General features: G+C 60.8%; 23 protein-coding genes. 5 read left to right on the top strand and 18 right to left on the bottom strand.

All coding sequences use genetic code 11. From position 1 onward, the window contains the following. Nucleotides 1-448 precede the first annotated feature (448 nt). The gene (locus PY649_RS30825; RefSeq protein WP_285872706.1) at nucleotides 449-2,398 is read left to right on the top strand and encodes a M23 family metallopeptidase; all 1,950 of its coding nucleotides are present in this window, start codon (nucleotides 449-451) and stop codon (nucleotides 2,396-2,398) included. A gap of 208 nt (nucleotides 2,399-2,606) precedes the next feature. Here PY649_RS30825 and clpB read toward each other — a convergent pair whose 3' ends face one another. The 7 genes from clpB to PY649_RS30790 form a co-directional block, all read right to left on the bottom strand. After that, complete coding sequence (gene clpB / locus PY649_RS30820) at nucleotides 2,607-5,207, bottom strand: ATP-dependent chaperone ClpB (RefSeq protein WP_285872704.1); 2,601 nt, start codon at nucleotides 5,205-5,207, stop codon at nucleotides 2,607-2,609. 247 nt (nucleotides 5,208-5,454) lie between these two features. Further along, nucleotides 5,455-6,147, bottom strand: coding sequence for a DUF4167 domain-containing protein (locus PY649_RS30815; protein ID WP_285872703.1), 693 nt, complete (start codon nucleotides 6,145-6,147; stop codon nucleotides 5,455-5,457). A 343-nt stretch (nucleotides 6,148-6,490) separates the two neighbouring features. Beyond that, nucleotides 6,491-7,366 carry a peptide chain release factor N(5)-glutamine methyltransferase gene (gene prmC / locus PY649_RS30810; protein WP_285872701.1) on the bottom strand — a complete coding sequence of 292 codons (876 nt, stop codon included), beginning with the start codon at nucleotides 7,364-7,366 and terminating at the stop codon, nucleotides 6,491-6,493. Then, nucleotides 7,363-8,442, bottom strand: coding sequence for a peptide chain release factor 1 (prfA, locus tag PY649_RS30805; RefSeq protein WP_285872700.1), 1,080 nt, complete (start codon nucleotides 8,440-8,442; stop codon nucleotides 7,363-7,365). The genes prmC and prfA overlap by 4 nt, the downstream gene beginning before the upstream one ends. 32 nt (nucleotides 8,443-8,474) lie before the next feature. Beyond that, complete coding sequence (gene ptsP, locus PY649_RS30800) at nucleotides 8,475-10,742, bottom strand: phosphoenolpyruvate--protein phosphotransferase (RefSeq protein ID WP_285872699.1); 2,268 nt, start codon at nucleotides 10,740-10,742, stop codon at nucleotides 8,475-8,477. Nucleotides 10,743-10,843: 101 nt separating this feature from the next. Beyond that, nucleotides 10,844-12,118, bottom strand: a complete 1,275-nt coding sequence (locus PY649_RS30795; protein WP_120705646.1) for an aspartate kinase — start codon at nucleotides 12,116-12,118, stop codon at nucleotides 10,844-10,846. Nucleotides 12,119-12,330: 212 nt separating this feature from the next. Continuing rightward, a complete protein-coding gene (locus tag PY649_RS30790) occupies nucleotides 12,331-12,957 on the bottom strand; it encodes a hypothetical protein (RefSeq protein ID WP_285872698.1) in 627 nt (208 codons plus the stop codon). Between the two features lie 198 nt (nucleotides 12,958-13,155). On the opposite strand from PY649_RS30790, the gene PY649_RS30785 reads away from it, so the two are divergent. The 3 genes from PY649_RS30785 (at nucleotide 13,156) to ubiG (ending at nucleotide 16,016) form a co-directional block, all read left to right on the top strand. Continuing rightward, entirely contained in the window at nucleotides 13,156-13,773 is a 618-nt protein-coding gene (locus PY649_RS30785) for a TetR/AcrR family transcriptional regulator (RefSeq protein WP_285872696.1), read from the top strand. An 82-nt stretch (nucleotides 13,774-13,855) separates the two neighbouring features. After that, a complete protein-coding gene (locus PY649_RS30780; protein WP_285872695.1) occupies nucleotides 13,856-15,103 on the top strand; it encodes a YbfB/YjiJ family MFS transporter in 1,248 nt (415 codons plus the stop codon). 166 nt (nucleotides 15,104-15,269) lie between these two features. After that, nucleotides 15,270-16,016, top strand: a complete 747-nt coding sequence (gene ubiG, locus PY649_RS30775) for a bifunctional 2-polyprenyl-6-hydroxyphenol methylase/3-demethylubiquinol 3-O-methyltransferase UbiG (RefSeq protein ID WP_285872694.1) — start codon at nucleotides 15,270-15,272, stop codon at nucleotides 16,014-16,016. A 31-nt stretch (nucleotides 16,017-16,047) separates the two neighbouring features. Here ubiG and PY649_RS30770 read toward each other — a convergent pair whose 3' ends face one another. From PY649_RS30770 to PY649_RS30750, 5 genes are read right to left on the bottom strand one after another with little or no spacing between them, the layout of a single operon-like run. Continuing rightward, nucleotides 16,048-16,632, bottom strand: a complete 585-nt coding sequence (locus tag PY649_RS30770; RefSeq protein WP_285872693.1) for a DUF3291 domain-containing protein — start codon at nucleotides 16,630-16,632, stop codon at nucleotides 16,048-16,050. Further along, a complete protein-coding gene (locus tag PY649_RS30765) occupies nucleotides 16,632-17,060 on the bottom strand; it encodes a DUF1178 family protein (protein ID WP_285872692.1) in 429 nt (142 codons plus the stop codon). Before PY649_RS30765 ends, PY649_RS30770 begins: the two co-directional genes overlap by 1 nt. Then, nucleotides 17,057-17,914, bottom strand: a complete 858-nt coding sequence (locus PY649_RS30760; RefSeq protein WP_285872691.1) for a carbon-nitrogen hydrolase family protein — start codon at nucleotides 17,912-17,914, stop codon at nucleotides 17,057-17,059. Before PY649_RS30760 ends, PY649_RS30765 begins: the two co-directional genes overlap by 4 nt. 23 nt (nucleotides 17,915-17,937) lie before the next feature. After that, nucleotides 17,938-18,195, bottom strand: a complete 258-nt coding sequence (grxC, locus tag PY649_RS30755; protein WP_285872690.1) for a glutaredoxin 3 — start codon at nucleotides 18,193-18,195, stop codon at nucleotides 17,938-17,940. A 29-nt stretch (nucleotides 18,196-18,224) separates the two neighbouring features. After that, nucleotides 18,225-19,001 carry a ComF family protein gene (locus PY649_RS30750; RefSeq protein ID WP_285872708.1) on the bottom strand — a complete coding sequence of 259 codons (777 nt, stop codon included), beginning with the start codon at nucleotides 18,999-19,001 and terminating at the stop codon, nucleotides 18,225-18,227. A gap of 95 nt (nucleotides 19,002-19,096) precedes the next feature. On the opposite strand from PY649_RS30750, the gene PY649_RS30745 reads away from it, so the two are divergent. Beyond that, nucleotides 19,097-19,981 carry a methyltransferase domain-containing protein gene (locus tag PY649_RS30745; protein WP_285872689.1) on the top strand — a complete coding sequence of 295 codons (885 nt, stop codon included), beginning with the start codon at nucleotides 19,097-19,099 and terminating at the stop codon, nucleotides 19,979-19,981. Nucleotides 19,982-20,019: 38 nt separating this feature from the next. On the opposite strand, the gene PY649_RS30740 is transcribed toward PY649_RS30745, so the two are convergent. The 6 genes from PY649_RS30740 to PY649_RS30715 all read right to left on the bottom strand — a co-directional run bounded on the left by PY649_RS30740 (nucleotide 20,020) and on the right by PY649_RS30715 (nucleotide 24,569). Beyond that, nucleotides 20,020-20,199, bottom strand: a complete 180-nt coding sequence (locus PY649_RS30740) for a Flp family type IVb pilin (RefSeq protein ID WP_285872688.1) — start codon at nucleotides 20,197-20,199, stop codon at nucleotides 20,020-20,022. A 174-nt stretch (nucleotides 20,200-20,373) separates the two neighbouring features. After that, nucleotides 20,374-20,688: a hypothetical protein gene (locus PY649_RS30735; protein WP_285872687.1), complete on the bottom strand. Its 315-nt coding sequence runs from the start codon at nucleotides 20,686-20,688 to the stop codon at nucleotides 20,374-20,376. Nucleotides 20,689-21,050: 362 nt separating this feature from the next. Then, nucleotides 21,051-21,464 (bottom strand): 8-oxo-dGTP diphosphatase MutT, encoded by a 414-nt coding sequence (mutT, locus tag PY649_RS30730; RefSeq protein ID WP_285872685.1) that lies wholly within the window; start codon nucleotides 21,462-21,464, stop codon nucleotides 21,051-21,053. Further along, the gene (locus tag PY649_RS30725) at nucleotides 21,461-22,270 is read right to left on the bottom strand and encodes a GNAT family N-acetyltransferase (RefSeq protein WP_285872684.1); all 810 of its coding nucleotides are present in this window, start codon (nucleotides 22,268-22,270) and stop codon (nucleotides 21,461-21,463) included. Before PY649_RS30725 ends, mutT begins: the two co-directional genes overlap by 4 nt. After that, nucleotides 22,251-23,492, bottom strand: coding sequence for a bifunctional glutamate N-acetyltransferase/amino-acid acetyltransferase ArgJ (gene argJ, locus PY649_RS30720; RefSeq protein ID WP_285872683.1), 1,242 nt, complete (start codon nucleotides 23,490-23,492; stop codon nucleotides 22,251-22,253). The genes PY649_RS30725 and argJ overlap by 20 nt, the downstream gene beginning before the upstream one ends. Nucleotides 23,493-23,666: 174 nt before the next feature. Beyond that, nucleotides 23,667-24,569: a peptidylprolyl isomerase gene (locus tag PY649_RS30715; protein WP_285872682.1), complete on the bottom strand. Its 903-nt coding sequence runs from the start codon at nucleotides 24,567-24,569 to the stop codon at nucleotides 23,667-23,669. Nucleotides 24,570-24,740: the final 171 nt, after the last annotated feature.

The following is a 24,740-nucleotide window of genomic DNA, read 5'->3' as shown; positions in this document are numbered from 1 at the left end:
CAATCCAGGAAACCTTAGAGCGAGAGACTTCGTCGCCAGCAGCGCCGCCGCCCTCGTCAGTGATCGGGCTTATAGACCCCCTCCCTCAGCATAGTCAACTGCCGATTTTGAAAAAAATCAAAAAACATATAAGTTATTGATTCTTATGATATATTTGTGAAGCTCTCCAAAATCGGACGGATCGGGCGCCAAAATCTGCCGATATCTCCATTCCCGCGTGCCGCCGGCTCCACCCTACACGCGGAAGGTCGCAAAATATGACAGGGACAAGCTATTGACCCCTCGTCCGCCGACACCAGATATCGCCGACCTCCGCTGGAAAAAGGGCACTTATAGCATTCAGACACCCCACAAGCGAAATGCGCAGGATTTGACTCCCCCGTCATAAATATGCACATCTTCGGCCCCAGCTACACGGCTCGCATGAAGGAACCGGATCTCGATTGGCATGATGACGGACAAAATGATGCTCCGATCGCTCGGCAACGAGCCGCCAATCCTGGCCGACGGCAGGCGAGCGCCGGACCGGCGCGAAGTTTCCTTGCGCTGGCTTTCGGGCACGTTCCTCACCGGTATCACCTCCAGCATATTGATGGGCGTCGCTCTGTTTGCCGCCCTCGACGGACGCCAACAGCTCGCTATTCCGGCCGAAGCCTATGCAACGGCCGACAGCGGCAGCCATGACAGCACGGAAAATCAGGTGACCCGCGGCGGCCGCCTCGTGCCCACGGCGATCGCATCCAAGCCATCCGACCGGAATATCCTGGAAGTCTCGACCGTGGTGCATGACGGCGACAAGGAAGTGGTGCGCCGCCAGCCCTTTGCACATGTAAAGATCGCGCTCGCCACCAACCGCGTCGCGACCGAGAGTTATCCCGCCTTCGATCCGCTTGCGATCTTTTCCGCCGACGACAACATCGCGCCGGCGGCCAACCGCACCGGCGCGATCTATGGTTCCGACGTGGAATCCGAGGTCAGTTTGAAGACCGTTCCCTTTCCGGCCAAGGATATGCCCTTCCCTCTCGCAGGCTCGATGTCCCTCGATGAGGTCGAGGCGAATGTGCGTTCCAACGGCTCTGTGCTGGTTGATGACAATACCCAGCTTTCCGCGCTCTATTACGTTGATCCCCGCCGTTTCGCGACCGACGATACCGATGTCGACCTGACGGCAGGGCTTGCCGCTCGCGTCGTCGAAGAGAACATGTCGGTGTCCTCTTCCGAAGCGGTCACGTCGCAGACCGAGGAATTCGCCGACGACATCATTCCTGTGCGCGAGGATACACCGATCGGGACGGCACTCGCCAATGCCGGCTACCTCAAAGCGGATGCTGACAACATTACGGCGAAAATCGAGCCGCTGTATGGCTCGTCCGAGCTTTCCGCCGGCGACGTGCTGCGCATCGGAATTCTACAGAAGGGTGAGCAGGCGAAGATCATACGCGCCAGCATCTATCGCGGCACCAAGCATGTCCTGACCGTCGCCGAAAATGATCACGGCGATTTCGTCGCCGGCAGCGAGCCGCCGATGCTCGACGCGATCGCGACGGCATTCGACAATGACGCGCCCGCGGTCGCCGCGGGCCGAGACTTGCCGAGCGTCTATGACGGCGTTTATCGTGCCGCCCTTTCCTATGGCATGACCAAGGAGATGGTGGCGCAGATCATCAAACTGCTCGCCAGCAACGTCGATTTCCAGGCGCAGTTGAAGCCGGCGGATTCGCTCGAAGCCTTCTTCTCCGTCGCCGACGAAAACGGCCAGGCAACCTCCGATTCCGAACTGCTCTACGTCAACGCCAAATTCGGCGACACAGTCACCCGATTCTATCGTTTCGAAGATCCGGACGATCGCTCGATCGATTATTTCGACGAAAACGGCAAGAGCATCCGCCAATTCCTGCTGCGCAACCCCGTCCCGACCGGTATCTTCAAATCCGGCTTCGGCATGCGCCGCCACCCGATCCTCGGATTTGCGCGCATGCATACCGGCGCCGATTGGGCCGCACCCCGCGGCACGCCGATCATCGCTGCCGGTAATGGCATCGTCGAAAAGGCCGGCTGGGATTCCGGCGGATTCGGCAACCAGACATTGATCCGCCACGCCAACGGATATGTCTCCTCCTACAACCACCAGAGCGCCATCGCCAAGGGTATCGTACCAGGCGCGAAGGTGGTGCAGGGCCAGGTCATTGGCTTCATCGGTTCGACCGGTCTCGCAACCGGGCCGCACCTGCATTACGAGCTGATCGTCAACGGCACCAAGGTCGATCCCCTGCGCGTCCGCCTGCCCGGCGGCAAGTCCTTGGACGGCGAAGCGCTCGCCAAATTCGAGGAGGAGCGCAAGCGTATTGACGCGCTCCTGAGCGACGAAAAATCAAATCAGGTCGCAAGCAAGGATTGAAGCCGCCCGGCCCTCCCACGGCTGCCGCCATGGCAACCGGGAATTTTAAGTGACGTCGCGCCCAGCAGAACATTCAGCTCGGCAACGCAGTCGTCCGCCGTATCACAGAAGCGGATCGCCGCGGCAAGGCCACTGCCACACAGGTCTCGGAAACGAAATGGCGGCCGGAGGGCCGCCGTCTCATGAGTTCATGCTCCGAAGTAGTCGCTTACGCCGCTTCGCTGACAGGCTGGCGCGCGCGGAACAGCAACCTGTCGGATCCGCTGGTGACCTTGACCACTGATCCATCCGGCACTTGACCGGAGAGGATCTGTTCGGCGAGAGGATCCTGAACATATTTCTGGATCACACGCTTCAGCGGCCTAGCACCATAGACCGGATCGTAACCCTTGTTGGCAAGCCAGTTGCGGGCATCGTCGTCAAGCTCGAGGGTGATCTTGCGCTCCGACAACAGCTTCAACAGCCGCTCCAGCTGGATCGTGACGATCGCCCCCATCTCCTCGCGCTTCAGGCGATGGAACAGGATGATCTCGTCGACGCGGTTCAGGAATTCCGGCCGGAAATGCGCACGCACCACATCCATCACCTGCTCGCGCACCAGATCGCTGTCATCCCCTTCCTTGAGTTGGGTCAGGTATTCGGCGCCGAGGTTCGAAGTCATGATGATCATGGTATTGCGGAAATCGACCGTGCGGCCCTGCCCGTCCGTCAAGCGCCCGTCGTCCAGAACCTGGAGCAGGACGTTGAAGACGTCGGGATGCGCCTTCTCGATCTCGTCGAACAGCACGACCTGATAGGGCCGGCGGCGGACGGATTCGGTCAGCGCGCCGCCTTCCTCATAGCCGACATAGCCGGGAGGAGCGCCGATCAGCCGGGCAACGGAGTGCTTCTCCATGTATTCCGACATGTCCATGCGCACCATGGCCGTCTCGTCATCGAAGAGGAAGCGGGCAAGCGCCTTGGTGAGCTCCGTCTTGCCGACGCCGGTCGGGCCGAGGAAGATAAACGAGCCGATCGGGCGGTTCGGATCCTGCAGGCCTGCGCGCGAGCGGCGAACGGCACGCGACACAGCCTGGACGGCATCGCCCTGACCGACCACCCACTTTGCCAGTTCGTCTTCCATCCTGAGCAGCTTGTCGCGTTCGCCTTCCAGCATCTTGTCCACCGGAATTCCGGTCCAACGGGAAACGACATGGGCGATGTTGTCTGCGGTGACGACTTCCTGCACCATGGAATCACGACCGCCGTCCTGCTCTTCGGCAGCCTGGAGATCCTTCTCCAGGTTCGGGATCACGCCATAGGCAAGTTCGCCGGCGCGCTGGAATTCACCTTTGCGCTGAGCGATCGCCAGTTCGTTGCGGGCTTCGTCGAGCTTTTTCTTCAGATCGGCAGCAAGGCCCAGCTTCTGCTTTTCGGCCTGCCAGCGTGCGGTCAGCGCATCGGCTTCCTCTTCCAGAGCGGTAAGATCGGTCTCCAACCGCTTCAGCCGGTCGGCCGAGGACTGGTCAGTTTCCTTCTTCAGCGCTTCGCGTTCGATCTTGAGCTGGATGATGCGGCGATCGAGTTCGTCGAGTTCTTCCGGCTTGGAGTCCACCTGCATGCGCAGACGCGCGGCGGCTTCGTCCATCAGATCGATGGCCTTATCCGGCAGGAAACGGTCGGTGATGTAGCGGTTCGACAAGGTCGCTGCAGCCACCAGGGCGGCATCGGCGATGCGGACCTTATGGTGCTGTTCGTATTTTTCCTTCAGGCCGCGCAGGATCGAGATCGTGTCCTCGACCGTCGGCTCGTCGACCATGACAGGCTGAAAACGACGGGCAAGCGCCGGATCCTTCTCGACATGCTTGCGGTATTCGTCGAGCGTGGTCGCGCCGACGCAATGCAGCTCGCCGCGGGCAAGCGCAGGCTTCAAGAGGTTCGAGGCATCCATCGCGCCATCGGCCTTGCCGGCGCCGACCAGAGTATGCATCTCGTCGATGAAGAGGATGATCTCGCCGTTTTCCGACTGCACTTCGTTGAGCACGGCCTTCAGCCGCTCTTCGAATTCGCCGCGGAATTTCGCGCCGGCAATCAAGGCGCCCATGTCGAGTGCCATGAGCTTCTTGTCCTTCAGCGATTCCGGCACGTCGCCATTGACGATACGCAGCGCCAGACCTTCGACGATCGCCGTCTTGCCGACGCCGGGCTCACCGATGAGGACGGGATTGTTCTTCGTGCGGCGGGACAGCACCTGGATGGTGCGGCGGATTTCGTCGTCGCGGCCGATCACCGGATCGAGCTTGCCTTCGCGGGCCTCGGCGGTGAGGTCGCGGGCATATTTCTTCAAGGAATCGAAGCCCTGTTCCGCATTGGCGGAATCAGCGGTACGGCCCTTGCGGATGTCGTTGATGACCTGATTGAGCCCGCCGGGCGTCACGCCGGCTTTCTTCAGCGTTGCTGATGTCGATGCCGAAGGCTCGATCGCGAGGGCCTGCAACAGGCGCTCGACGGTGACGAAGCTATCGCCGGCCTTCTTGGCGGCCTCTTCGGCCGTGGTAAATACCTTGGCGAGCGGCTGCGCGAGATAGACCTGGCCATCGCCGCCGGATACTTTCGGCAGTTTGGCAAGGGCGGCGTCATTGGCAAGACGCGCTGCCTTGGCATCGCCGCCCGTGCGCTCGATCAGCGACGCGGCCATGCCCTGGTCGTCGTCCAGAAGCACCTTCAGCACATGTTCGGGAGTGAATTGCTGGTGACCCTGCGCCAGCGCGTTGGTTTGCGCGGATTGCAAAAAGCCACGCACCCGCTCGGAGTATTTTTCAATATTCATTATCGGACCTCCATGAATCGCCCTGCCCTGACCGGCGCAGACCGATGACTGAGATTGAGCCCCCTGAAAAGGCAGGCCCCGCCCACCGCCTATTGAGATTTGCGGCGAAGCAACTGGGGAGAATATGGGAGGATATCTGAAGAGTTTAAAGGGCGGCGGAAACGAAAAACCCCGGCTCATACCGGGGTTTTTTGAAACATGCTGATGTTCCGCGTTTGCTGCGGCCACTTATTCAGCCAGGCAGCTCTTATTCCGAGCTAGCTTCGGCAAGCGCAGGAGCCGAGACGTCGGTCGGAGCCGCAGCTTCGTCCTGCGCTTCGCCATTGGCGCTGCGGCGTGGCTGGCGGCGGGGGCGGTTGCCGGCGTTGCGGCGGCGCGGCTGGCGCTCGGTCGCAGCAGCAGGCGTTTCTTCCTCAATCGCCACCTCGGCCGGGATACCTTCGATTACCGGCTGCGGGCCAGTACCATCGATGACCTCCGGCTCGGAAGTTGGAGCCGCGGCAACGGCCGGAGCTGGCTGCTGACGCGCCTGAGGCGGAGCCATCTGCGGCTGATCGTCCATATCGTTGGCATCGATGTCATCGATGTCACGATCGGCGTTGTCGCGATCATTGTAGTTATGATGCTCGTCGCGCTGATAGCGCTCCTGCATCTGCGCCTGAGCGCTGGCGATGATCCGATTGTAGTGTTCAGCGTGCTGCAGATAGTTTTCCGCCATCACGCGGTCGCCGGAGCTCTGTGCATCACGGGCGAGAGCCGAATATTTCTCGGCGATATGCTGTGCGGTTCCGCGGATTTTCACATCGGGACCGGAGCTGTCGTAAGTCCTGGTCAGCGGGTTAGAGCCCTTGCGGTTGAAATTGTTATTGTTATTTCCGCCGCCGCCGCCGTTGTTGTTACCACGCCCCCGACCGCGCTTGTTCTGCTGTCCTGGCCTCATAGATCCTTCACCTGAATTCTCTTAGTTGGGATGAAATTATGCGCGGCACCTGCCGCCATGGCCGGATAGCTCCGAGCCAGGGCCTGCGTGCCGCAAGCAAACCGCGCCTTAAGCGCCCGTCTGCCGCTCGACTACGTCAGATTAACTGATCACGCATTGGGTTATCTTCAACCTTTGACACTCTTACCAGAGCGGATCCCCGAGGCTGTCCAAGATAGGCGAATCTTCTCGCCTATTCCCAGCCGCCCAACGCGTGAGCGCAACCTATATCGCTTCCTCAGGAAATCCAAGCCTTTTCTTTGCGATAACAACGGGTCCCATGACCCTGCTGCAAATTGTCGCGTCAATCATGATGTTTAAACACGAGAACCCGGTCGTTGTAGCCGTAATCTCGAATTGCCTCGATTAGGAAAAATCCTGCTCCTTCAAAAACCGAAGTCACCGTTTTGCGCTGATTATAACCGATCTCCACCCCGACAATACCATCTCGGTGTAGAAACCGCGCCGCATCCTTTGCGATCGCCCTGTATGCATCCAGCCCATCAAGGCCGCCGTCGAGAGCTGCCGGAGGATCGAAATTCTTTACTTCTGGAGCGAGAGTGGAAATGACATTGGACTCAATATAGGGCGGATTTGAGACAATCACGTGAAATCGTCCGTGGATGGCTTCAAACCAACTTCCCTGCACGGTATCGAACCGCGCCGCCAAGCCATTGCGCGCTGCATTTGCCCGCGCCGTTTCCAAAGCTTCGCTGGAAATATCCGAACCGATACCCGTCGCCTGCGGGCATTCATTGAGTAACGCGAGACATATGGCCCCGGTTCCCGTTCCGATGTCGAGTATATGGATATTCCCAAACTCTAACGCAAGACGTCGCGCATGCGGAAGCACGGTATCGACCAGGATTTCCGTATCAGGCCGGGGCTCCAGCGTTGCCGGCGACAGCTTCAGCGGCAGGCCGTAGAACTCGCGTTCGCCCAGGATGCGATGCACCGGCTCGTGATTGAGCCGCCGCACCACCGCCGCGCGGGCCGCTCCCACGCGGTCCGATGCCACCATATCGGAGCCGCGTGTGACCAGCTCCGTCGAAGAGAGATCGAGAAGACCGCCGACGAGAATGCGCGCCTCGGTGGCGGGATCGTCCAGATCAGCCTCGATAAAGCGGGCACGCACCTCCTGGAAAAGTTCGGCGACGGTCGGCCCCTGCCCGTTGGTCATGCCTGTTCGCCAAGCTGTGCGAGCTGGCTCGCCTGATAGTCCGCCAAAAGCGCATCGACCACTTCGTCGATCTCGCCTTCCATCATCCGGTCGAGCTTATAGAGCGTCAGGTTGATGCGGTGGTCGGTGATCCGGCCCTGTGGGAAATTATAGGTGCGGATGCGCTCGGAGCGATCTCCGGAGCCGACCTGGCTCTTGCGGTCGGCAGACCGTTCGCTATCGGCGCGCTGGCGCTCCATGTCGAAGAGGCGCGATCGCAACACCTGCATCGCCTTGGCGCGGTTTTGATGCTGCGACTTTTCCGAACTCGTCACCACGATGCCCGAGGGAAGATGGGTAATGCGTACTGCCGAGTCGGTGGTGTTGACGTGCTGGCCGCCCGCGCCCGAAGAGCGCATGGTATCGATGCGGATATCCTCGGGGCGGATTTCGATATCGATTTCCTCGGCTTCCGGCAGCACGGCGACGGTCGCCGCCGAGGTGTGGATGCGCCCGCCTGCTTCGGTTTCCGGCACGCGCTGCACGCGATGCACGCCCGATTCGAATTTCAGCCGCGAGAACACGCCCTTGCCGCTGATCGTCGCGATGATTTCCTTGTAGCCGCCGGCTTCGCCTTCGCTGGCCGAGAGGATTTCGACTTTCCAACCGTTGTTTGCCGCGAAGCGCTCATACATGCGAAAGAGATCGCCCGCGAAAAGCGCGGCTTCGGAACCGCCGGTGCCGGCGCGAATTTCCAGGATCGCGCTCTTTTCGTCGGCAGCGTCCTTCGGCAGCAGCAGGATCTGGATGTCCTTTTCCAGCGTCTCGATCCGCTCCTTGACCTCCGGCAGTTCCATCTCGGCGAGATCGCGCATCTCGCGATCGACCGACTTGTCGGCGAGCATGGCTTCCAGGTCCGCAGCCTCGGCGATGGCCTTCTCATAGTCGCGAATCTTGGTGACGACCGGCTGCAATTCGGAATATTCGGAAGCAAGCTTCACATAGACGTCCGCCGACGGACCGGCCGACATACGCGCTTCGATCTCGCCGAAACGGCGCTCCAGTTCGCGCATTTTTTCAATGGGAAGATTCGCCACCCCACACTCCGATTCTTCTTATTCGTTCTGTTCTACAATGGAATATTGTGGCTCTCGGCGAAGCGGGCAAGGATGTCGCGCATCGAGGATTTCGGATGCGTGTCATTCAGCGCTTCTTCCATGACCTCGGACAATGCCCTGAGATCAAGCCCCAACAGCATCGCCTTGACCGGACCGATGGCGGCTGGCGACATCGAAACCGAGCGGAAGCCGACACCCATCAGCGCCATGGCCGAAATCGTCTTGCCGGCGAGTTCGCCGCAAAGCGTCACCGGCGTCTTGTTGCGTTCTCCGGCCCGGACGATATCCCGCAGGATGCGCAGGAATGGGCGCCCGAGCGGATCGAAACGGTCCGACACACGTGCATTGCCGCGATCCACCGCCATCGAAAACTGGAAGAGATCGTTGGAGCCGACCGAGACGAAATCGACCGCGGCCATCAACTCGTCCAACTGCCACAGCAGCGCCGGCACTTCCAGCATTGCGCCGAACTGCAGCTTGCGTGGCAGGCTATGGCCGAAGCGCGAAAGATGCTGCACTTCCTTCTGCACGAGTTCGCGCACCGCTTCGATCTCGGAGACCTCCGTGACCATCGGCACCATCATCTTCAATTCGCCATCCGCCGCTGCCTTCAGCATGGCGCGTAATTGGGTGCGCAGCAGGCCCGGCCGGTCGAGCGACAGGCGAATGGCGCGCCAACCGAGCGCCGGGTTCTCTTCCTCATGGGCGCGGAAATAGGGTACGACCTTGTCGCCGCCGATATCGAGCGTCCTGAAGGTGACGACGCGGCCGCCCGCCTGCTTCATGACATTGCGGTAGAAGGCTTCCTGCTCCTCCGCCTTCGGCATGTTCGACGCGATCATGAATTGCAGCTCGGTGCGGAACAGGCCAATGCCTTCCGCGCCGGATTCGGCAAGCTGCGGCAGATCGACCAACAGGCCGGCATTCATCAGCAGCGAAATCCGCTGCCCGTCCTTCGTGACCGGTTCGACCGAACGCAGTGCCCGGAACTGCTCCTGCCGGCGAGCGCGGAAGCGCACCTTTTCCTCGTAGGAACGCTGGTGATCGGCCATCGGCCGCAGGTGCACATGGCCACCATCGCCGTCGATGATCACGGGATCGCCGTTTTCGGCAAGTGCCACGACTCCGGCGGCCTGGCCGACCACCGGAATGCCCATGGCTCTGGCGACGATGACGACGTGGCTGGTGACCGCACCCTCTTCCAACACCAGGCCGCGAATATTGGTGCGGGGGTAATCGAGCAATTCGGCGGCGCCCATGGCGCGCGCAAAAATGATCGCATCGTTCGGGAAACCTTCGGCGGTCGTGCGTCCGGAATAGCCGATCAACTGCCTTAGCAGCCGGTTCGCCAGATCCTCGAAATCATGCATGCGCTCGCGCAGATATGGATCGGTCAGGCGCATCATCCGCGCCTTGGTGTCGCTCTGCACCTTCTCGACCGCAGCTTCCGCGGTCAGGCCGTTGCGGACAGCTTCTTCGAGCTTGCGCACCCAGCCCTGGTCGTGGGCGAACATGCGGTAGGTTTCAAGCACCTCGCGATGCTCGCCTTCCATGGAAACATCGCGGCGCGACAGCATATCGTCGATGGAGATGCGCAAAGAACCGAGCGCATCGGCCAGCCGGCGGATTTCCTTCTCGGTATCCTCGTTCAGGAGATTGGTGACCACGATGCGCGGCTCGTGCAGCACCACATAACCAAGGCCGATGCCTTCATTATAACTGTCGCCGTCGATGGTGACCGAGCGGGTGAGATCGAGTTCGAGGCCCGGCTTGGTGATCTTCTTCAGCTCGCCGGTAGCGATCATCTCGGCCAGCACCATCGCCGTCGTCTCGAGCGCCTCGAGCTCTTCCTCGCGATAGTTGCGGCTGGCCTTGTTCTGCACGACGAGAACGCCGAGCGAGCGGCCGGTGCGCAGGATCGGCACGCCGAGGAAGGAGTGGTAGACCTCTTCACCGGTTTCCGGCAGGTAGCGGAAAGCAGGGTGCGACTGCGCGTCGGAGAGATTGAGCGGCTGCGCGGAAGCGGCGATCGTACCGACGAGGCCCTGGCCCATCTTCAGTTGTGAGAGGTGGACGGCTTCTTTTTTCAGACCTTCGGTAGCGTAGAGCTCGAGGACGCCATCGGCGCGCAACACGTAGACCGAGCAGACTTCGGCGACCATATTACTGGCGATCTGGCGAACGATCCGGTCAAGACGCTCTTGCGGCTCCAGCGGCTCCGCCATGAGTTCGCGCAGCCGCTTGAGCAGAACGCGTGGACCGCCGGATAGGTCTCTCATTGCGTCTCTAGCTCCCGAAATCAAGATATTGTGCCAGTGTCGCCCAGTTCAGGGCCGGCCGAAACGCACCTCCGTCACGGTTCGTCGTCAGCAGTCCTGAATCAACTCTTATCCAGACCGTAGCAGGAATGCAAAGTCCTGACTGCCAGTTCTGCATAAGGACCGTCAATCAGGATGGAAATCTTGATTTCTGACGTCGTAATGGCCTTGATGTTGATGCCTTTTTCGGCAAGTGCCCGGAAAGCGGTCGCAGCAACGCCCGCGTGCGAACGCATGCCAATGCCGATGACCGAGACTTTGACGAGACCTGATTCGTTTTGGATGACGTCGTAGCCGATCTTTTCCTTGTTCTCGCCGAGAACGCGCAGCGCCTTTTCGACATCGCCCGAAGGAACCGTGAAGGTCATATCGGTCTTGGAACCGTCCTCGGAGATGTTCTGGACGATCATGTCGACGTTGATGTGGCTTTCGGCGAGCGGTCCGAAGATCGCGGCGGAGACGCCCGGCCGGTCGGCAAGACGGCGCAGCGAGATCTGGGCTTCATCCTTGGCATAGGCAATGCCGGTGACTACTTCCTGTTCCACGATTTCTTCCTCGTCACAAATCAGCGTTCCGGGCGGGTTCAACAGATCGCCCATGCCCGGAGCATCGGGATCTTCGAAAGAGGAGCGCACGAAAGTGCGGACCTTAAAGACCATGGCCAGTTCGACCGAGCGCACCTGCAACACCTTGGCGCCGAGCGAGGCCATTTCCAGCATTTCTTCGAAAGCGATCTTCTTCAAGCGCCGCGCCTTCGGCTCGATGCGCGGATCGGTCGTGTAGACACCGTCGACATCGGTATAGATATCGCAGCGATCGGCCTTCACCGCCGCGGCGATCGCCACTGCCGAGGTATCGGAACCGCCGCGACCGAGCGTCGACACCCGGTTGTCGGGGCCAAGGCCCTGGAAGCCGGCGATGACGGCGACCTGACCCTCTTGCATGCGGCGGATCATCTCGCTGCCGTCGATTTCGAGAATGCGCGCAGCGCCATGAGCATTGTCGGTTCTGATCGGGATCTGCCAGCCCTGCCATGAGCGGGCGTTGATGCCCATCGCCTGTAGCGCGATCGCCAACAGCCCCGAGGTCACCTGCTCGCCGGACGCGACGACGGCGTCATATTCGCGAGCATCATAAATCGAATGATCAGCGCCGGCGACCTTGGGCGTATTCTGCACCCAGCCGACCAGTTCGTTGGTCTTGCCGGACATGGCGGAAACGACGACTGCGACCTCATGGCCCGCGTCGACCTCGCGTTTCACATGGCGGGCGACATTCTTGATCCGGTCCAGATCCGCGACGGAGGTCCCGCCGAATTTCATCACGATGCGTGCCATGTGCCTCTACCAGTACCAGCGCCGGGCGGCCGAAACGCTATGAGCCCGGCATGCAAAATCGCCCTTCCGGCACAATACCCGGAAAAGCCTGATGTCAATGGGGGCGTCTCTTAGCGAGTTTGACTGGCAGGCGCAATAGCACTGAACCGGCTAAGCGTCAGGTGCGGAAGCCCCGAGCCGGTGGCGGCCGCAGGAGGACGGCCAGGTCCGTCCTAGTAATCCACCTTCAGGCTCGACCAGAGTTTGTCGAGGATCGCGCCTTCCTTGGCAACGTTTTCCTTGTTGATGAAAGTGGCGACGAGAACACCGCCGTCAGGACGGCCGATCGCGGCGATTTCATAATCCATGACATCGTTGGCCGTCGCTGTCTCCGCCCTGACGCCCCTAAGGACGTTGCCGCCAGCGAGCATCCGCTGCGTGGTTTCCTTCGTTATCTTCGCGCCGCCGTCGATGCTTTCCTGGACCATCTGCTGCAGGACGAAATCGGTGATGCTGGAGGGATTGAGACCCTTGTATTGCTGCACAATGACACCGGTGCCGATCGGCGTGATCAGGGCAAATTGCGTGACGCCGCTGTTCAGGTCGCTTTTTGCGACCGTGAACTGGCCGTCATGGTCGAAGGAAAATTTGTCGCCGGCGAAGGTGACCGTGTCGCTGCGCTGAAGTTCCACCGAAAACTTGCGTCCGTCCTTTGTGGTCACATCCAGCATGTCGCCAGGATTGATACCCACTTCGACGCCGTCGATCGTCAGACGGAATCCCTTGCCGTCGCCAGCAAGTGCGCCGCTGGCCGCGAGGCAAGATATGACAACGACAGCCGAACGAAACAATGATCGCATGGAGGCTCTCCCCGTGACTGGATGCGCCACAATAACCTTGGAGTTAAAAGCATATTTGACAACCATGATGATTTGATCGGCCGGGAACCGCCTTAATGCGCGCTTGCCATTTTAGAGCGCGTGCTCTATATCTCATTTTGGAGCACGCGCTCTACAATTGGCGCACATTCGACTTTGGGCAGGCTGAGCGAGACTTCCATGGCAAGACCCCGGCAATTCGATGAGGACAGCGTTTTGGAAGCGGCTGGCGAGATATTCTGGTCGAGAGGCTATGAAGCAACCTCTACCCGCGACCTGACCGACCGCATGGGGCTGACGCATGCGAGCCTCTACAATGCTTTCGGTGACAAGCGCGGCCTCTATCTGAAGGCGCTGAAGCACTATCTCGATCGGAACCTGCATTCCCGCATCGCGCGGATGGAGGCAACCTATTCGCCGGGCCTTACCATTGTCGGCTATTTCCACGAGGTCGTCGAACGTTCTCTCGCAGATGCGGAACATCGCGGCTGCTTGCTGGTCAACACCGCCTTGGAGGCGCGTTCCGAAGATCCGGAGATCCAGCGCGTCGTCGCGGATGAAACGGTCGAGATCGAAGCCTTTTTCCTTCGATCAGTCGCCGCCGCCCAGGCCAGCGGTGAAATTCCTGCAAACCAGCCGCCGGAAGACATCGCCAAATTGCTGCTCTCCGTACAATTCGGTTTGCGCGTCCTTGTCCGCGTCCGCCCGGAGCGCGAACTGATGAACGGCATCCTGCGGCCGGCAATGGCCATGCTGAACTTGCCTTGGCCCCTGCCTGAAAGCAGCCCGGACGGATAAGCCTCCGTCAGAAAACTTCTTTTCTTCCCGAAACACAGAACCGGAGGCGGCAAGCCCGCTCCGAACAGAGAAGCTTTGCGCCATGTCCGCCCCCTTACGCCATTCGAACTCCTCTCACGCCATTGCCGAGCCCGTGCCCCTCAGCGCTGCCGCCTGGTACGCCACCATCGCCGGTCTCTGCGGCAGCCTCGTCGCCATCGGCCTCGCCCGCTTTGCCTATACGCCATTGATCCCGCCGCTCATTGGCGCGCACTGGTTTTCGGCCGGCGATACGGTGACCTTGGGTGCTGCCAATTTTGCCGGATATCTCGCCGGTGCACTGCTCGGGCGGCCGCTGGCTGCCGGTCTCGGCAACCGTCAGGCGCTGCGCCTGCTGATGGTTGCCGCCACCGCCGCCTTCTTCGCCTGCGGCTTCCCGGTCTCGGTCACGTGGTTCTTTGTCTGGCGCTTCCTTTCCGGCCTTGCCGGCGGCGCCATCATGGTCTTGGTCGCCACCAGTATACTGCCGCACATCCCCGTCGCCCGCCGCGGCTTCGTTAGCGGCATGATTTTCCTCGGCCTCGGTCTCGGCATTGCGGCCTCCGGAACCCTGGTGCCGGCGCTTTTGCGCCTCGGTCTTCGTGAAACCTGGATCGGCCTTGGCATCCTGTCGCTCATCCTGACCGGCGTCAGCTGGTTTGGATGGCCGGCGACCAATCCGCCGCAGCCGGCGACGCACGCTGCGACCCAACACCATCCAGCCGCCAAGAGCGGATGGTCGCTGCGCATCCTCTATGGCCAATATGCCGCCAATGCCCTTGGCCTCGTCCCTGCCATGGTGCTGTTGGTCGACTACGTGGCCCGCGGTCTCGGCCGTGGTGCCGACATCGGTGCAGCCTTTTGGGTCGTTTATGGCGTTGCCGCCATCTCCGGTCCGGTTCTTACCGGCTACGCCGCCGATCGCATCGGTTTCGCATCCGCCTATCGCGGTGCGCTGCTGCTGCAGGCGGTCGCCGGCGCTATTCTGGCGGCATCCGGCAATCCCTGGATGGTCGGCTTTGCCACAGTGCTGCTCGGTATCTTTACGCCGGGCATCGTGCCGTTGGTCCTCGGCCGCATCCACGAAATCCTGCCGCACAGCCACGTCGACCAACGCGCAGCCTGGAGTCGGGCAACGACGGCTTTCGCCCTGTTCCAAGCGCTCGGTGGCTACGGCTACTCCTATCTCTTCATCCATACCGGCGAAAACTACAGCATCATCTTCCTTTGCGGTGCGGTGGCGCTTGTGCTTGCTCTGCTGGCCGATGTTTTGAACGGCGTAAAGCGCGGTCGCAAACATCGCGCGCAATGAAAAGCTGCGCCGGATGTTGGTTCCGGCGCACTGAGAACAACCGCCGCAGGCCATAGAGACAGCGAACCCTTGACATCGGCTTCCGATCGTCCGACTTCACATCTACCACGGCGTCACCTACACAATTGCCAGGCGGGTGACCCGGTGCAGACCAAGGAGCGAGACCATGACAGAAGCGGCGAAAAGCACGATCGACCAGAGCGAAGTGGATCGCTTTTCCGCAATGGCGGCGGAATGGTGGAGCCCGACCGGCAAGTTCAAACCACTGCACAAGTTCAATCCGGTACGCCTGACCTATATCCGAGACCATGCCTGCGAGAATTTCGGTCGCGACCCGAAGAGCGCCCGGCCACTGGAAGGCCTGCGCGTGCTCGATATCGGCTGCGGTGGCGGATTGCTGTCAGAGCCGGTGGCGCGCATGGGCGCCTCGGTCGTCGGCGCCGATCCTTCCGAAAAGAACATCGGCATCGCCTCGACGCACGCAAAGGCCTCCGGCGTTCCCGTCGACTATCGCGCCGCCACCGCCGAACAACTGGCCGAGGCCGGTGAGACTTTCGATATCGTGCTGAATATGGAGGTGGTCGAGCATGTTGCCGATGTCGAATTTTTCCTCTCGACCTGCGCCAAGATGGTGCGCCCCGGCGGCCTGATGTTCGTCGCCACCATCAATCGGACCATGAAGGCGGCCGCACTCGCCATCTTCGCCGCCGAAAACGTCTTGCGCTGGCTGCCGCGCGGCACGCATCAATATGAGAAGCTTGTGCGCCCGGAAGAGATCGAAAAGCCGCTCGCCGCAAACGGCCTGGCCATCATCGCCCGCACCGGCGTCTTCTATTCGCCGCTACAGGACCGATGGAATCTGTCGAAGGATATGGATGTGAACTACATGCTGCTGGCGAAGCGCGCAGGATGAAGTCGTCTTGTCGTCGGGGCTGCGGGTTCCGTTAAGCTTTCAGCGTCAAGACATGCGCCATCAAATCACCCTGGCGCTCGGCATTTTTCGCCGCGATCTCCTTCACCCTGTCGCGATTGATCGTCGCCGGCTGACCATCGGCAATATAGGGCCGTTTGAACGAAAAGGCGGCCGCACTCGGCCCTTCGTCGTGAAGCCTCTCCAGCCGCTCGACCCCATCCTTCCATTCCGGAATAACGTCAGCATCCACCCACCACAGAACCAGTGCCGGCCAACGCTGTTTCACGTTCCAACGCCGCGCATGCTTCAAGGAATCAGTATGGACACCGCTGTAAGTGAAAGCCATCAGGGATTCGATATCGGCCCAGAGCGATAGCGAAGATGGCGCCGTCGCAAAGCCGCTGCCTTCGATGAAGCGCGGGAAAACCTGCTTGCCCCAGCATGGCGGTCCTGGTTCGCCGTCGTAGCCGGAGCGCCCAACGAAGCCATGGGCGCGGGCGGCGGCCTCGAAATTTGCCGCCTCCCGCAGGCGAAATCCTTCGACCTCGGGGCTGTCATAGGGCGCAACATGCAGCCCGAAATTATACATTGCGAGATGTTTGCCGCGCGGCGGCATCAGTTGATGTCGTCCGGCAAAACCGGGATAGCAGCGATCTCGATGCCCTCTTCGACCAGCGCCTGAGCTTCGTCCGGCGTCGCCTTGCCGATGATGCCTCTTGCATCCGCCTCGCCATAGTGGATCTTGCGGGCCTCTTCCGGGAATTTCGTACCCACGTCCTCGGCATTCGCCTTGATAGCGTCGATCGCCTCCTTGAGCTTGTTCAGCGCCTCCTTGCGCGCAGTGTCCATGGCGAGCGTCTGCAGCTCCTCCTTCTTGCGCGCGGTGGAAACCGACGGCGCCATCAGGAGTTTGGAGATCGCACTCGAATTGCAGGCGGGACAGGTCAGGAAACCGCTCGCGACCTGCCGGTCGAAATCGGCGCTCTCCGAAAACCAGCCCTCGAACTCATGGGCGTTGTCACATCTCAGCGAATAACGGATCAAGCAGCGACGCCTCCAGCCGCCGGCGTCGCGATCTTCTCCAGCGAAAACTCGCGCGCATTCTTAAGATTGGGAATTTTGTCGTGAGCGGATTTGACTGCGGCAGTGTCGATCTCGGCGATCACAACCGCTTCGCCCGTGCCGCCAGCCGATGCCAGCACCTTGCCCCAGGGATCGATGATCATCGAATGGCCGAAGGTCTCGCGGCCATCCTCATGCAGCCCGGCCTGAGCGGCGGCAATGACGAACATGCCGTTTTCGATGGCCCGCGCCCTGAGCAGGATTTCCCAATGGGCCTCGCCCGTCTGCCTGGTGAAGGCGGCAGGCACCGTCATCACCTCGGCGCCGGCGACGGCCTGCGCGCGGAAGAGCTGCGGAAAGCGCACGTCGTAGCAAATGGAGAAACCGAACTCGGCGAAGGGCAGCGACACGATGCGTGCTTCCGACCCGGGCCGATAGACGGCGCTTTCGCGCCAGCTCTCGCCATTGTCGAGATCGACGTCGAACATATGGATCTTGTCGTAGCGGTTGATGAGCTTGCCGTCGGGACCAAAGAGGAAACCGCGATTGGCGATCTTGCCGTCGTCAAGCGCGATCGCCGTCGAGCCGACATGCACATGAATGCCAAGCTCCTGAGCGAGCTCCGCGGCCGTCTTGACGATGACGTCATTGGGCTCGTCGCGCAGCACGGCGCGCAGACCCGCGCGATCCTTCTGCACCGCGCCGGTCATTTCCGGCGTCTGCACATAGACGGCGCCTTTTGCCGCCGCCTCGCGGACCAGCCGCACCATATCGGCGGCATTCTTCACCGGATCGACACCGGAGCACATCTGAATGGCGGCGGCTTTAAAGGTCATTGTTCTCTCCCGTTTGATGCGGTTCAGGCAGCAAGCAGCGTATCCAGCTTGCCGGCCCGGTCGAGCGCATGAATGTCGTCACATCCGCCGACATGCTCGCCGTTGATGAAAATCTGCGGGAAGGTCGAACGACCCTTGGCCTTGGAAATCATCTCCTGGCGCAGCTCGGGCGAATAGGTGGCATTATGCTCGACATACTCGACGCCCTTGGAGTCGAGCAGCGATTTCGCCCGAGCGCAATAGCCACAGAATTCACGCGTATAGATAACAACGGATGCCATGATCCACTCCGAAAAAGACAGCTTTGCTGTCATATAAGATCATCGACAGCCCTTGCAAAGGTCAAAACCGTCACATCCGTCGCACCGGCTTTTTTCAAGACCCGAGTCGCTGCGACAACCGTCGCACCGGTCGTGTAGACGTCATCGATCAGCACGAAGCGACGGCCAAAGACATCGCCGGCGCGACCCTCGGCTACCGAAAATGCACCGCGCACATTGTCCTGGCGCGCCCTTGCGCCGAGACCGACCTGCTGGCTCGTCCGCTTCGTGCGCAAGAGGGTCGCGGCAAGCAGCTGCTTGCCGGAAAGTCGCGCCAGATGACGAGCAAGCTCTGCCGCCTGGTTATATTTGCGTGAGAACAGCCGCGCCCGATGCAGCGGCACCGGAATGATGGCATCGCAGCCCGCGATCGTGCCGTCGCTGGCGCGCAGCATCCAGCCTGCCATCATCGGCGCCAGATCAGTGCGGTCGCGATATTTCAATCCGAGCACGAGATCGCGGACGACGCCGTCATGAATGGCAGCCGAGCGCAGCCGGTCGAACACCGGCGGATCGGCGATCGCCTCCGCGCTCAAAATTCCCGTGCCGAGATCATGGGAAAATGGACTGCCCAGCACCTCGCAATAGGGCCGCTCGATGAAGCGGATGCCGGACCAGCAGGCGGGGCAAAGGCTGCGATGCGCGCCCGTCGAAACGCCGCAGCCGGCGCAAGCCGGCGGATAGATGAGATCGGCCAGCGCAGACCACGGCTTTATCAAGCCGGTCCGTAGCAGCGATAGCGTGATTTCGCGTCCCATCATCCCCATATCCTTGACACTAGCTTTTTCCTGGCGCCTTTGCGAAGGGAAAAACAGGCGCGCTACGGCACCGCCAAAGACAGTCATGATCGCAGGAAACCGCCATGGAAATCGTGTTCGACCAATCGCTGCTCGCCGCCCGCAGGCGCCGCGCCCTCGCACAAGGAGATCAGAAGGCTGCCTTCCTGCTGGAGATCGCCGGCCGCGAATTGGCCGAACGGCTTACCGTCATCGAGCGGCATTTCGACGAGGCGGTGGAACTGCATGGCGCAACCGGGATTGCCGCGCGTGAGGCCTTCGCGACCGGCAAGATCGGCCATATCAGGCGCATCGAAAGCGAGACCGGTTTTGCCGCCGTCGGCGAGGATCTGACCAAAGCTCCGTTAGAGGAGCTGCCGCTGGAACCGGAGTCGGTCAATCTCATCCTGTCGCCGCTCAGCCTGCATGTCACCAACGACACGCCAGGCGTCTTCATCCAGGTGCGCCGAGCGCTGAAGGCCGATGGCCTGTTTCTGGCCGCCATCCCCGGCTCCGGCACCCTGCAGGAACTGCGCGACGTGCTGCTCGCAACGGAGATCGAGCTCACCGGCGGCGCCAGCCCGCGCGTCATTCCCTTCGCCGATGTTCGCGACGTCGGCGGCCTGCTGCAGCGTGCCGGATTCACCCTGCCGGTAATCGACGCCGAGACCTATACGGTGCGCTACGACAATCTTTTTGCGCTGATGCGCGACCTGCGCGCCATGGGTATGACCAATCCGCTGGCCGACCGCAGCCGCAAGCCGCTGACCCGCGCCTTCTTCTTGCGCGCGGCCGAACTCTATGCCGAACGCTATTCCGATCCCGACGGGAGAATAAGGGCGACCTTCTCGATCATCTACGCATCCGGCTGGACTCCGCATCAAAGCCAGCAGCAACCGCTACGGCCAGGCTCGGCCAAGGCGCGGCTCGCCGATGCGCTGAAAGTCGAGGAATACAAGCTGAAGCAGTGAACGGCTGGGACCCGGCTGGCTCACCTGGGCGAGCCAAGTTATTTGGATGCCGGCGATTCAGTGACCGTGTTGGAGATGTGATTGAACATCGCCGACAGGCTGCCGCCGAAGGCACCGACCCCGCTGATGATCGCTACCGACATTAGCGCGGCGATCAGACCATATTCGATGACCGTGGCGCCGGTCTTGTCACGAAAAAAACGCCGTGCGGAACGCATACGCTTCAAGCTCCTAGAGCAAGTCCCGGAAAAAGGGCGAAGCGGTTTTCCGGGACTTGCGAAAACAAACAGAAAGAACGGTTCCGCAATTCCGTGGAAAGGTGAACCGCTGTAGCATTTGATGAGCGAATCCGGCGCGTATATGGCACCCGACAGGCTGTAGTCGTATGGCGGTCAGCAGCCGCTGTCGGCGCCGTAACCCTGGACGATGCAAACCGAGCCCGGCTCCTGCTGCAGCACGCTGCGGCGTATTGTGTAACGCTTGCCGTTTTCGATCTGTGGGATAGTGCCGGTGGTGATGTTGTCGAGATCGGGCGCGCTCGCAAGCACGCTGGACTTGGATTTGTCGGAAAGCATTGGCGTAAGGATAAGCGAAAGCGCAACCGCCGCTGTTCCAAACAGCAAGGCGATATTCAGCGCGCCCGTCTTGCGCGACGAGGAATAGGACTGCTCTTTTTCCTGAACAGCTTTCCAGAAATCGTCGTCCATAATGTCAAGCCTTCTTAAACGCACACACCAATCGCTTGATTGAGATTATTCAATGCCAGAAGGTCATAAACGATCCCTTAATATCCACATGTAAATTAGAGATGTGTCGATTCGTAGAACAGGACTTGACCAGCACTAACCGATTGATATCAGCCAATTAATTCAATTAACCATGTTCGATTGACGGAACCTCCGAAAGCGGAGGTTGCGGTAACGATGCCGTGACACGTGAGATAATGCACCGCTTGCCGCATAGCCGCACCTTCGGGCGCCTGCGCAGCGCTTTCGGTGCCTTAATTTGAGACAGAATTTTGCATCCGGTTTGCTACCGCCGAAACGCTTGGTGACATCGGTCGGGATGCTTAGAGCAGGTCCTGCAGGAACGGGATGAGCGGCTCGTCGGCCGGCGGCATGGGGTAGTCGCGCAGCGCCTGCGGCCGCACCCATTTGATCGCCTGGCCCTCGCGGCCATGGGCAATCCCCTCGTAGCGGCGGCATACATAGAGCGGCATCAACAAATGGAACGTCTCGTAGGTATGGCTGGCAAAAGTCAGCGGCGCGAGGCAGGGAATCTTTGTCTGGATTCCGAGCTCTTCCTGAAGCTCGCGCACCAAAGTCTCTTCCGGCGTCTCGCCGGGCTCGACCTTGCCGCCGGGAAACTCCCAGAGGCCGGCCAGCGATTTGCCTTCCGGCCGCTGCGCCAGAAGAATGCGGCCATCGGTATCGATGAGCGCACAGGCGGCGACGAGAATGATCTTACGGCCGCCTTCGCTCATGCCTCACCCGGGGAACGCCAGTAGCAGTAACGATAAGCTTCATGGAAACCGAAGCGGGCATAAAGCGCCAGCGCTGGTTCATTGAACGCGCCGACCTGAAGCCAGGCCGTTCTTGCGCTACGCATGCGCGCCCAGCGCAATGCCGAAGTCAGAATCTCTATCGCCAGCCCCTTGCGGCGGTGCTGCGCCGCAACCGAGACCGACATGATGCCGGCCAGATCGTTGTCCTGCACGCAGAGCGTCGTCGCCACCGGCCCGGCTTCGTCGTTTTCGATGACGAAAAGACCCGATGGCGGTTTGATGCCGCTCACGACTTCGGCGAGCGCCGGCTTCAGGATCGGATCGGCCCCGTCCACCAGTAAGCTGGCGTCGACATAGCGGCCGACATCGTGGCTCGGCAGGTGATCCAGCGCATCCGGCAATTCGAGATCGACGAGATCAGCGGTCATGACTATATTTTCGTCGAACCGTTCCCAGCCCTGACGTTGCAAAATATCGACCAGCATCGGCGAGGCCAGCGGCGTTTCGCGCACCACCATCGGCCGACCGTAGGCTTCGAACTTGCGCTGAGCCTTCTCCAACCGGATTTCCAGGTCGCGATGGTCGGAGGGGTCGAGCGGCACGACACAGTTCAACCGCTTCGACGGATGACCCGCCGTCAACCGCACCTGCCAACTGCCGTCATACTGCACGGACGAGGCAGGCCATGCTCGGAAGCCGACCGCTTCCAGCCTGCGGACCAAAGGCAGCTTATTCATCGTGGACTGCGCATGCATCGGAAGGATATCAGCTCCGGTAGTCGCCATTGATGGCAACATATTCCTTGGTGAGGTCGCAGGTCCAGACCGTTGCCCGGCCACTACCGAGCCCAAGGTCGACCTTCACAGGAATATCCTGCTGCTTCATCACGTTGGAGGCTGCTTCCTCGGAATAGGAGGCATCGCGTTCGCCATTGACGGCGACGCGGACATCGCCGAACCAGATGGCAAGCTTGTCGCGGTCGGCCAGTTCGCCGGCCTTGCCGACAGCCATGACGACGCGGCCCCAATTGGCGTCCTCGCCGGCAGCAGCGGTCTTGACCAGCGGCGAATTGGCGATCGAAAGCGCGATGCGCTTGGCGGCGGCGTCATTCTCGGCACCGGTGACGGTGATCTCAAGCATCTTGGTGGCGCCTTCGCCGTCGCGGGCCACCTGGATGGCGAGATCCTTCAGGAGCTCGTTCAAAGCCGTGCGGAAAGCGGCGAGCTTGGGGTCGTCTGCTTGCTCGATGCGAGCCTGGCCATCGGCAGCCGCGGCGCCAGTCGCAAACAGCATCAGCGTATCAGACGTCGACGTGTCGCTGTCGACCGTCATCGAATTGAAGCTCGGGCCGACACCTTCGGAGAGCAGCGCCTGCAGGGCAGCAGAAGAAATGTCCGCGTCGGTGACGACGAAAGAAAGCATGGTCGCCATGTCAGGCGCGATCATGCCGGCGCCCTTGGCAATGCCGTTGATCGTGACCTTGACCCCGCCGATCTCGGCGCTGCGGGTTGCGACCTTCGGATAGGTGTCCGTGGTCATGATCGCCTTGGCTGCTTCGAACCAGAAATCGCTGGTCGCATCCTTCGCCATGGTGTCGAGCACGCCGGCGAACTTGGTCGCGTCCAACGGCTCGCCGATAACGCCGGTCGAGGCGAGATAGACTTCATTCTCGCCGCAGCCGACGGCAACGGCGGCCGACTTGGCGGTGAGCTCGGTCGCCTGACGACCCTTGAGGCCGGTGAAGGCATTGGCATTGCCGGAATTGACGACGACGGCACGGGCGCTGCCATGCGGCAGGTTGGACCGGCAGAAATCAACGGGAGCCGATGGGCACTTCGAGCGGGTGAAGACACCTGCGACCGCAGCCGGCTTGTCGAAGACCATCAGCAGGACGTCCGTCCGGTTCATGTACTTGATACCGGCGGATGCCGTGGTCATGCGCACGCCGCGCAAAGCCGGCATGGAAACGAAGGATTTGGGAGCGAGCGGAGAGACGGAACCGGACATGAGGCCACCTGAACGAGCATGATGCCGAAAAGTGTAAGCGGTTTTCGGATCACATCATGCTCTGCTTCTTTGATTCTGGAGCGGATTCAGATTTTAGGTCGGATCGACCTAAAATCATCCGGCTCCAGTGAAAGGCCCGGAAAACCGGGCCCTGATGGTTTTGGCTGCTATGGCTTACTGCTGCGGCTGAGTCTCAGGCGCGATGGCGTCGTCGGCCGGTGCCTGATCCTGCTGCTTCTGCGCATCCTCATAGGCCTTGCTCAGCGCCGGGTCGTTGATGACGACCTTCGATTCCTGCTTGGCCTTGTTCAGGAGATCAAGATACTTGTCGCGCATGACGAGCTGACGAACCTGATCCTTCACCTGGTCGAACGGCGGCGGCGGAGCGTCGCGCTTGTCTTCAACCTTGATGACGTGCCAGCCGAAATCCGACTTCACAGGGGTCTTGGTGTAGGTACCGACCGGCAGCGCGAAAGCTGCGTCTTCGAATTCCTTGACCATGCGGCCGCGGGCGAAATAGCCGAGATCGCCACCGTCGGCCTTGTTCGGGTCGGTCGACTTTTCCTTGGCGAGTTCGGCAAAATCCTTGCCGGCGTCGAGTTGCTTGATGATGTCCTTGGCTTCATCCTCGGTCTTCACCAGGATGTGGCGGGCATGGACTTCTTCCTGCTTCGGCAGTGCTGCGACTTCCTTGTCGTAGCGCGCCTTGACTTCAGCATCGGTGATCGTATCCGCAACATGTGCCTTGAAATAGGCGTTGTGCAGCTCACGGTCGCGCAGATAGGCCATGTGCGACTGGAAGTCGGGCGTCTGGTCGAGCTTTTCGGCAGCCGCGCTCTTGGCGAGAAGCTTGACGTCGATCGAAGCCGAAAGTGCTGCCACCTTCTTCTGTTCGTCCGGGAGCTGGCCGAGCTGCGGGTCGAGGTTGGCGATCGCGAGATCAAGCTCGGACTGATGGATTTCGACATCGCCGACCTTGGCGACGACGGGGTCTTTGGCGTCAGCGGCAAAGACCGGCGCCTGCAAGGTGACGAATGTTGCGACCGCAATCGCAGCAAGTTTGTTGTAGCTCAACATAGAATAACCTTTCGGTGGTCTCGACCGGCTCAACAGCTGTGAATCCGGCAGGAAAAGCCTTCAGCAAGAGAATGTGGCCTTTGTGTATCGGCCAATTCCCGTTGACATCAATCGACCCCCCTCTTATCTGTCACGCAACCTCGCGTCTAGAACAGTTTCCGGGCGTTTTGT

It is taken from the genome of Rhizobium mayense (genome assembly GCF_030272705.1).
Lineage (GTDB): Bacteria > Pseudomonadota > Alphaproteobacteria > Rhizobiales > Rhizobiaceae > Rhizobium > Rhizobium mayense.
This window is presented reverse-complemented; position numbering and strand designations above follow the sequence as displayed.

Bases quoted from the DNA above. Each gene is read 5' to 3' on its own strand.
- PY649_RS30735 (WP_285872687.1), bottom strand. From the start codon at position 20,688: ATGGACGACGATTTCTGGAAAGCTGTTCAGGAAAAAGAGCAGTCCTAT.
- prmC (WP_285872701.1), bottom strand. From the start codon at position 7,366: ATGACCAACGGGCAGGGGCCGACCGTCGCCGAACTTTTCCAGGAGGTG.
- argJ (WP_285872683.1), bottom strand. From the start codon at position 23,492: ATGTCCGGTTCCGTCTCTCCGCTCGCTCCCAAATCCTTCGTTTCCATG.
- PY649_RS30825 (WP_285872706.1), top strand. From the start codon at position 449: ATGATGACGGACAAAATGATGCTCCGATCGCTCGGCAACGAGCCGCCA.
- mutT (WP_285872685.1), bottom strand. From the start codon at position 21,464: ATGAGCGAAGGCGGCCGTAAGATCATTCTCGTCGCCGCCTGTGCGCTC.
- PY649_RS30745 (WP_285872689.1), top strand. From the start codon at position 19,097: ATGGAAATCGTGTTCGACCAATCGCTGCTCGCCGCCCGCAGGCGCCGC.
- PY649_RS30780 (WP_285872695.1), top strand. From the start codon at position 13,856: ATGTCCGCCCCCTTACGCCATTCGAACTCCTCTCACGCCATTGCCGAG.
- PY649_RS30785 (WP_285872696.1), top strand. From the start codon at position 13,156: ATGGCAAGACCCCGGCAATTCGATGAGGACAGCGTTTTGGAAGCGGCT.
- PY649_RS30715 (WP_285872682.1), bottom strand. From the start codon at position 24,569: ATGTTGAGCTACAACAAACTTGCTGCGATTGCGGTCGCAACATTCGTC.
- ptsP (WP_285872699.1), bottom strand. From the start codon at position 10,742: ATGAGAGACCTATCCGGCGGTCCACGCGTTCTGCTCAAGCGGCTGCGC.
- grxC (WP_285872690.1), bottom strand. From the start codon at position 18,195: ATGGCATCCGTTGTTATCTATACGCGTGAATTCTGTGGCTATTGCGCT.
- ubiG (WP_285872694.1), top strand. From the start codon at position 15,270: ATGACAGAAGCGGCGAAAAGCACGATCGACCAGAGCGAAGTGGATCGC.
- clpB (WP_285872704.1), bottom strand. From the start codon at position 5,207: ATGAATATTGAAAAATACTCCGAGCGGGTGCGTGGCTTTTTGCAATCC.
- PY649_RS30750 (WP_285872708.1), bottom strand. From the start codon at position 19,001: ATGGGGATGATGGGACGCGAAATCACGCTATCGCTGCTACGGACCGGC.
- PY649_RS30815 (WP_285872703.1), bottom strand. From the start codon at position 6,147: ATGAGGCCAGGACAGCAGAACAAGCGCGGTCGGGGGCGTGGTAACAAC.
- PY649_RS30725 (WP_285872684.1), bottom strand. From the start codon at position 22,270: ATGGCGACTACCGGAGCTGATATCCTTCCGATGCATGCGCAGTCCACG.
- PY649_RS30760 (WP_285872691.1), bottom strand. From the start codon at position 17,914: ATGACCTTTAAAGCCGCCGCCATTCAGATGTGCTCCGGTGTCGATCCG.
- PY649_RS30740 (WP_285872688.1), bottom strand. From the start codon at position 20,199: ATGCGTTCCGCACGGCGTTTTTTTCGTGACAAGACCGGCGCCACGGTC.
- PY649_RS30770 (WP_285872693.1), bottom strand. From the start codon at position 16,632: ATGCCGCCGCGCGGCAAACATCTCGCAATGTATAATTTCGGGCTGCAT.
- PY649_RS30795 (WP_120705646.1), bottom strand. From the start codon at position 12,118: ATGGCACGCATCGTGATGAAATTCGGCGGGACCTCCGTCGCGGATCTG.
- PY649_RS30790 (WP_285872698.1), bottom strand. From the start codon at position 12,957: ATGCGATCATTGTTTCGTTCGGCTGTCGTTGTCATATCTTGCCTCGCG.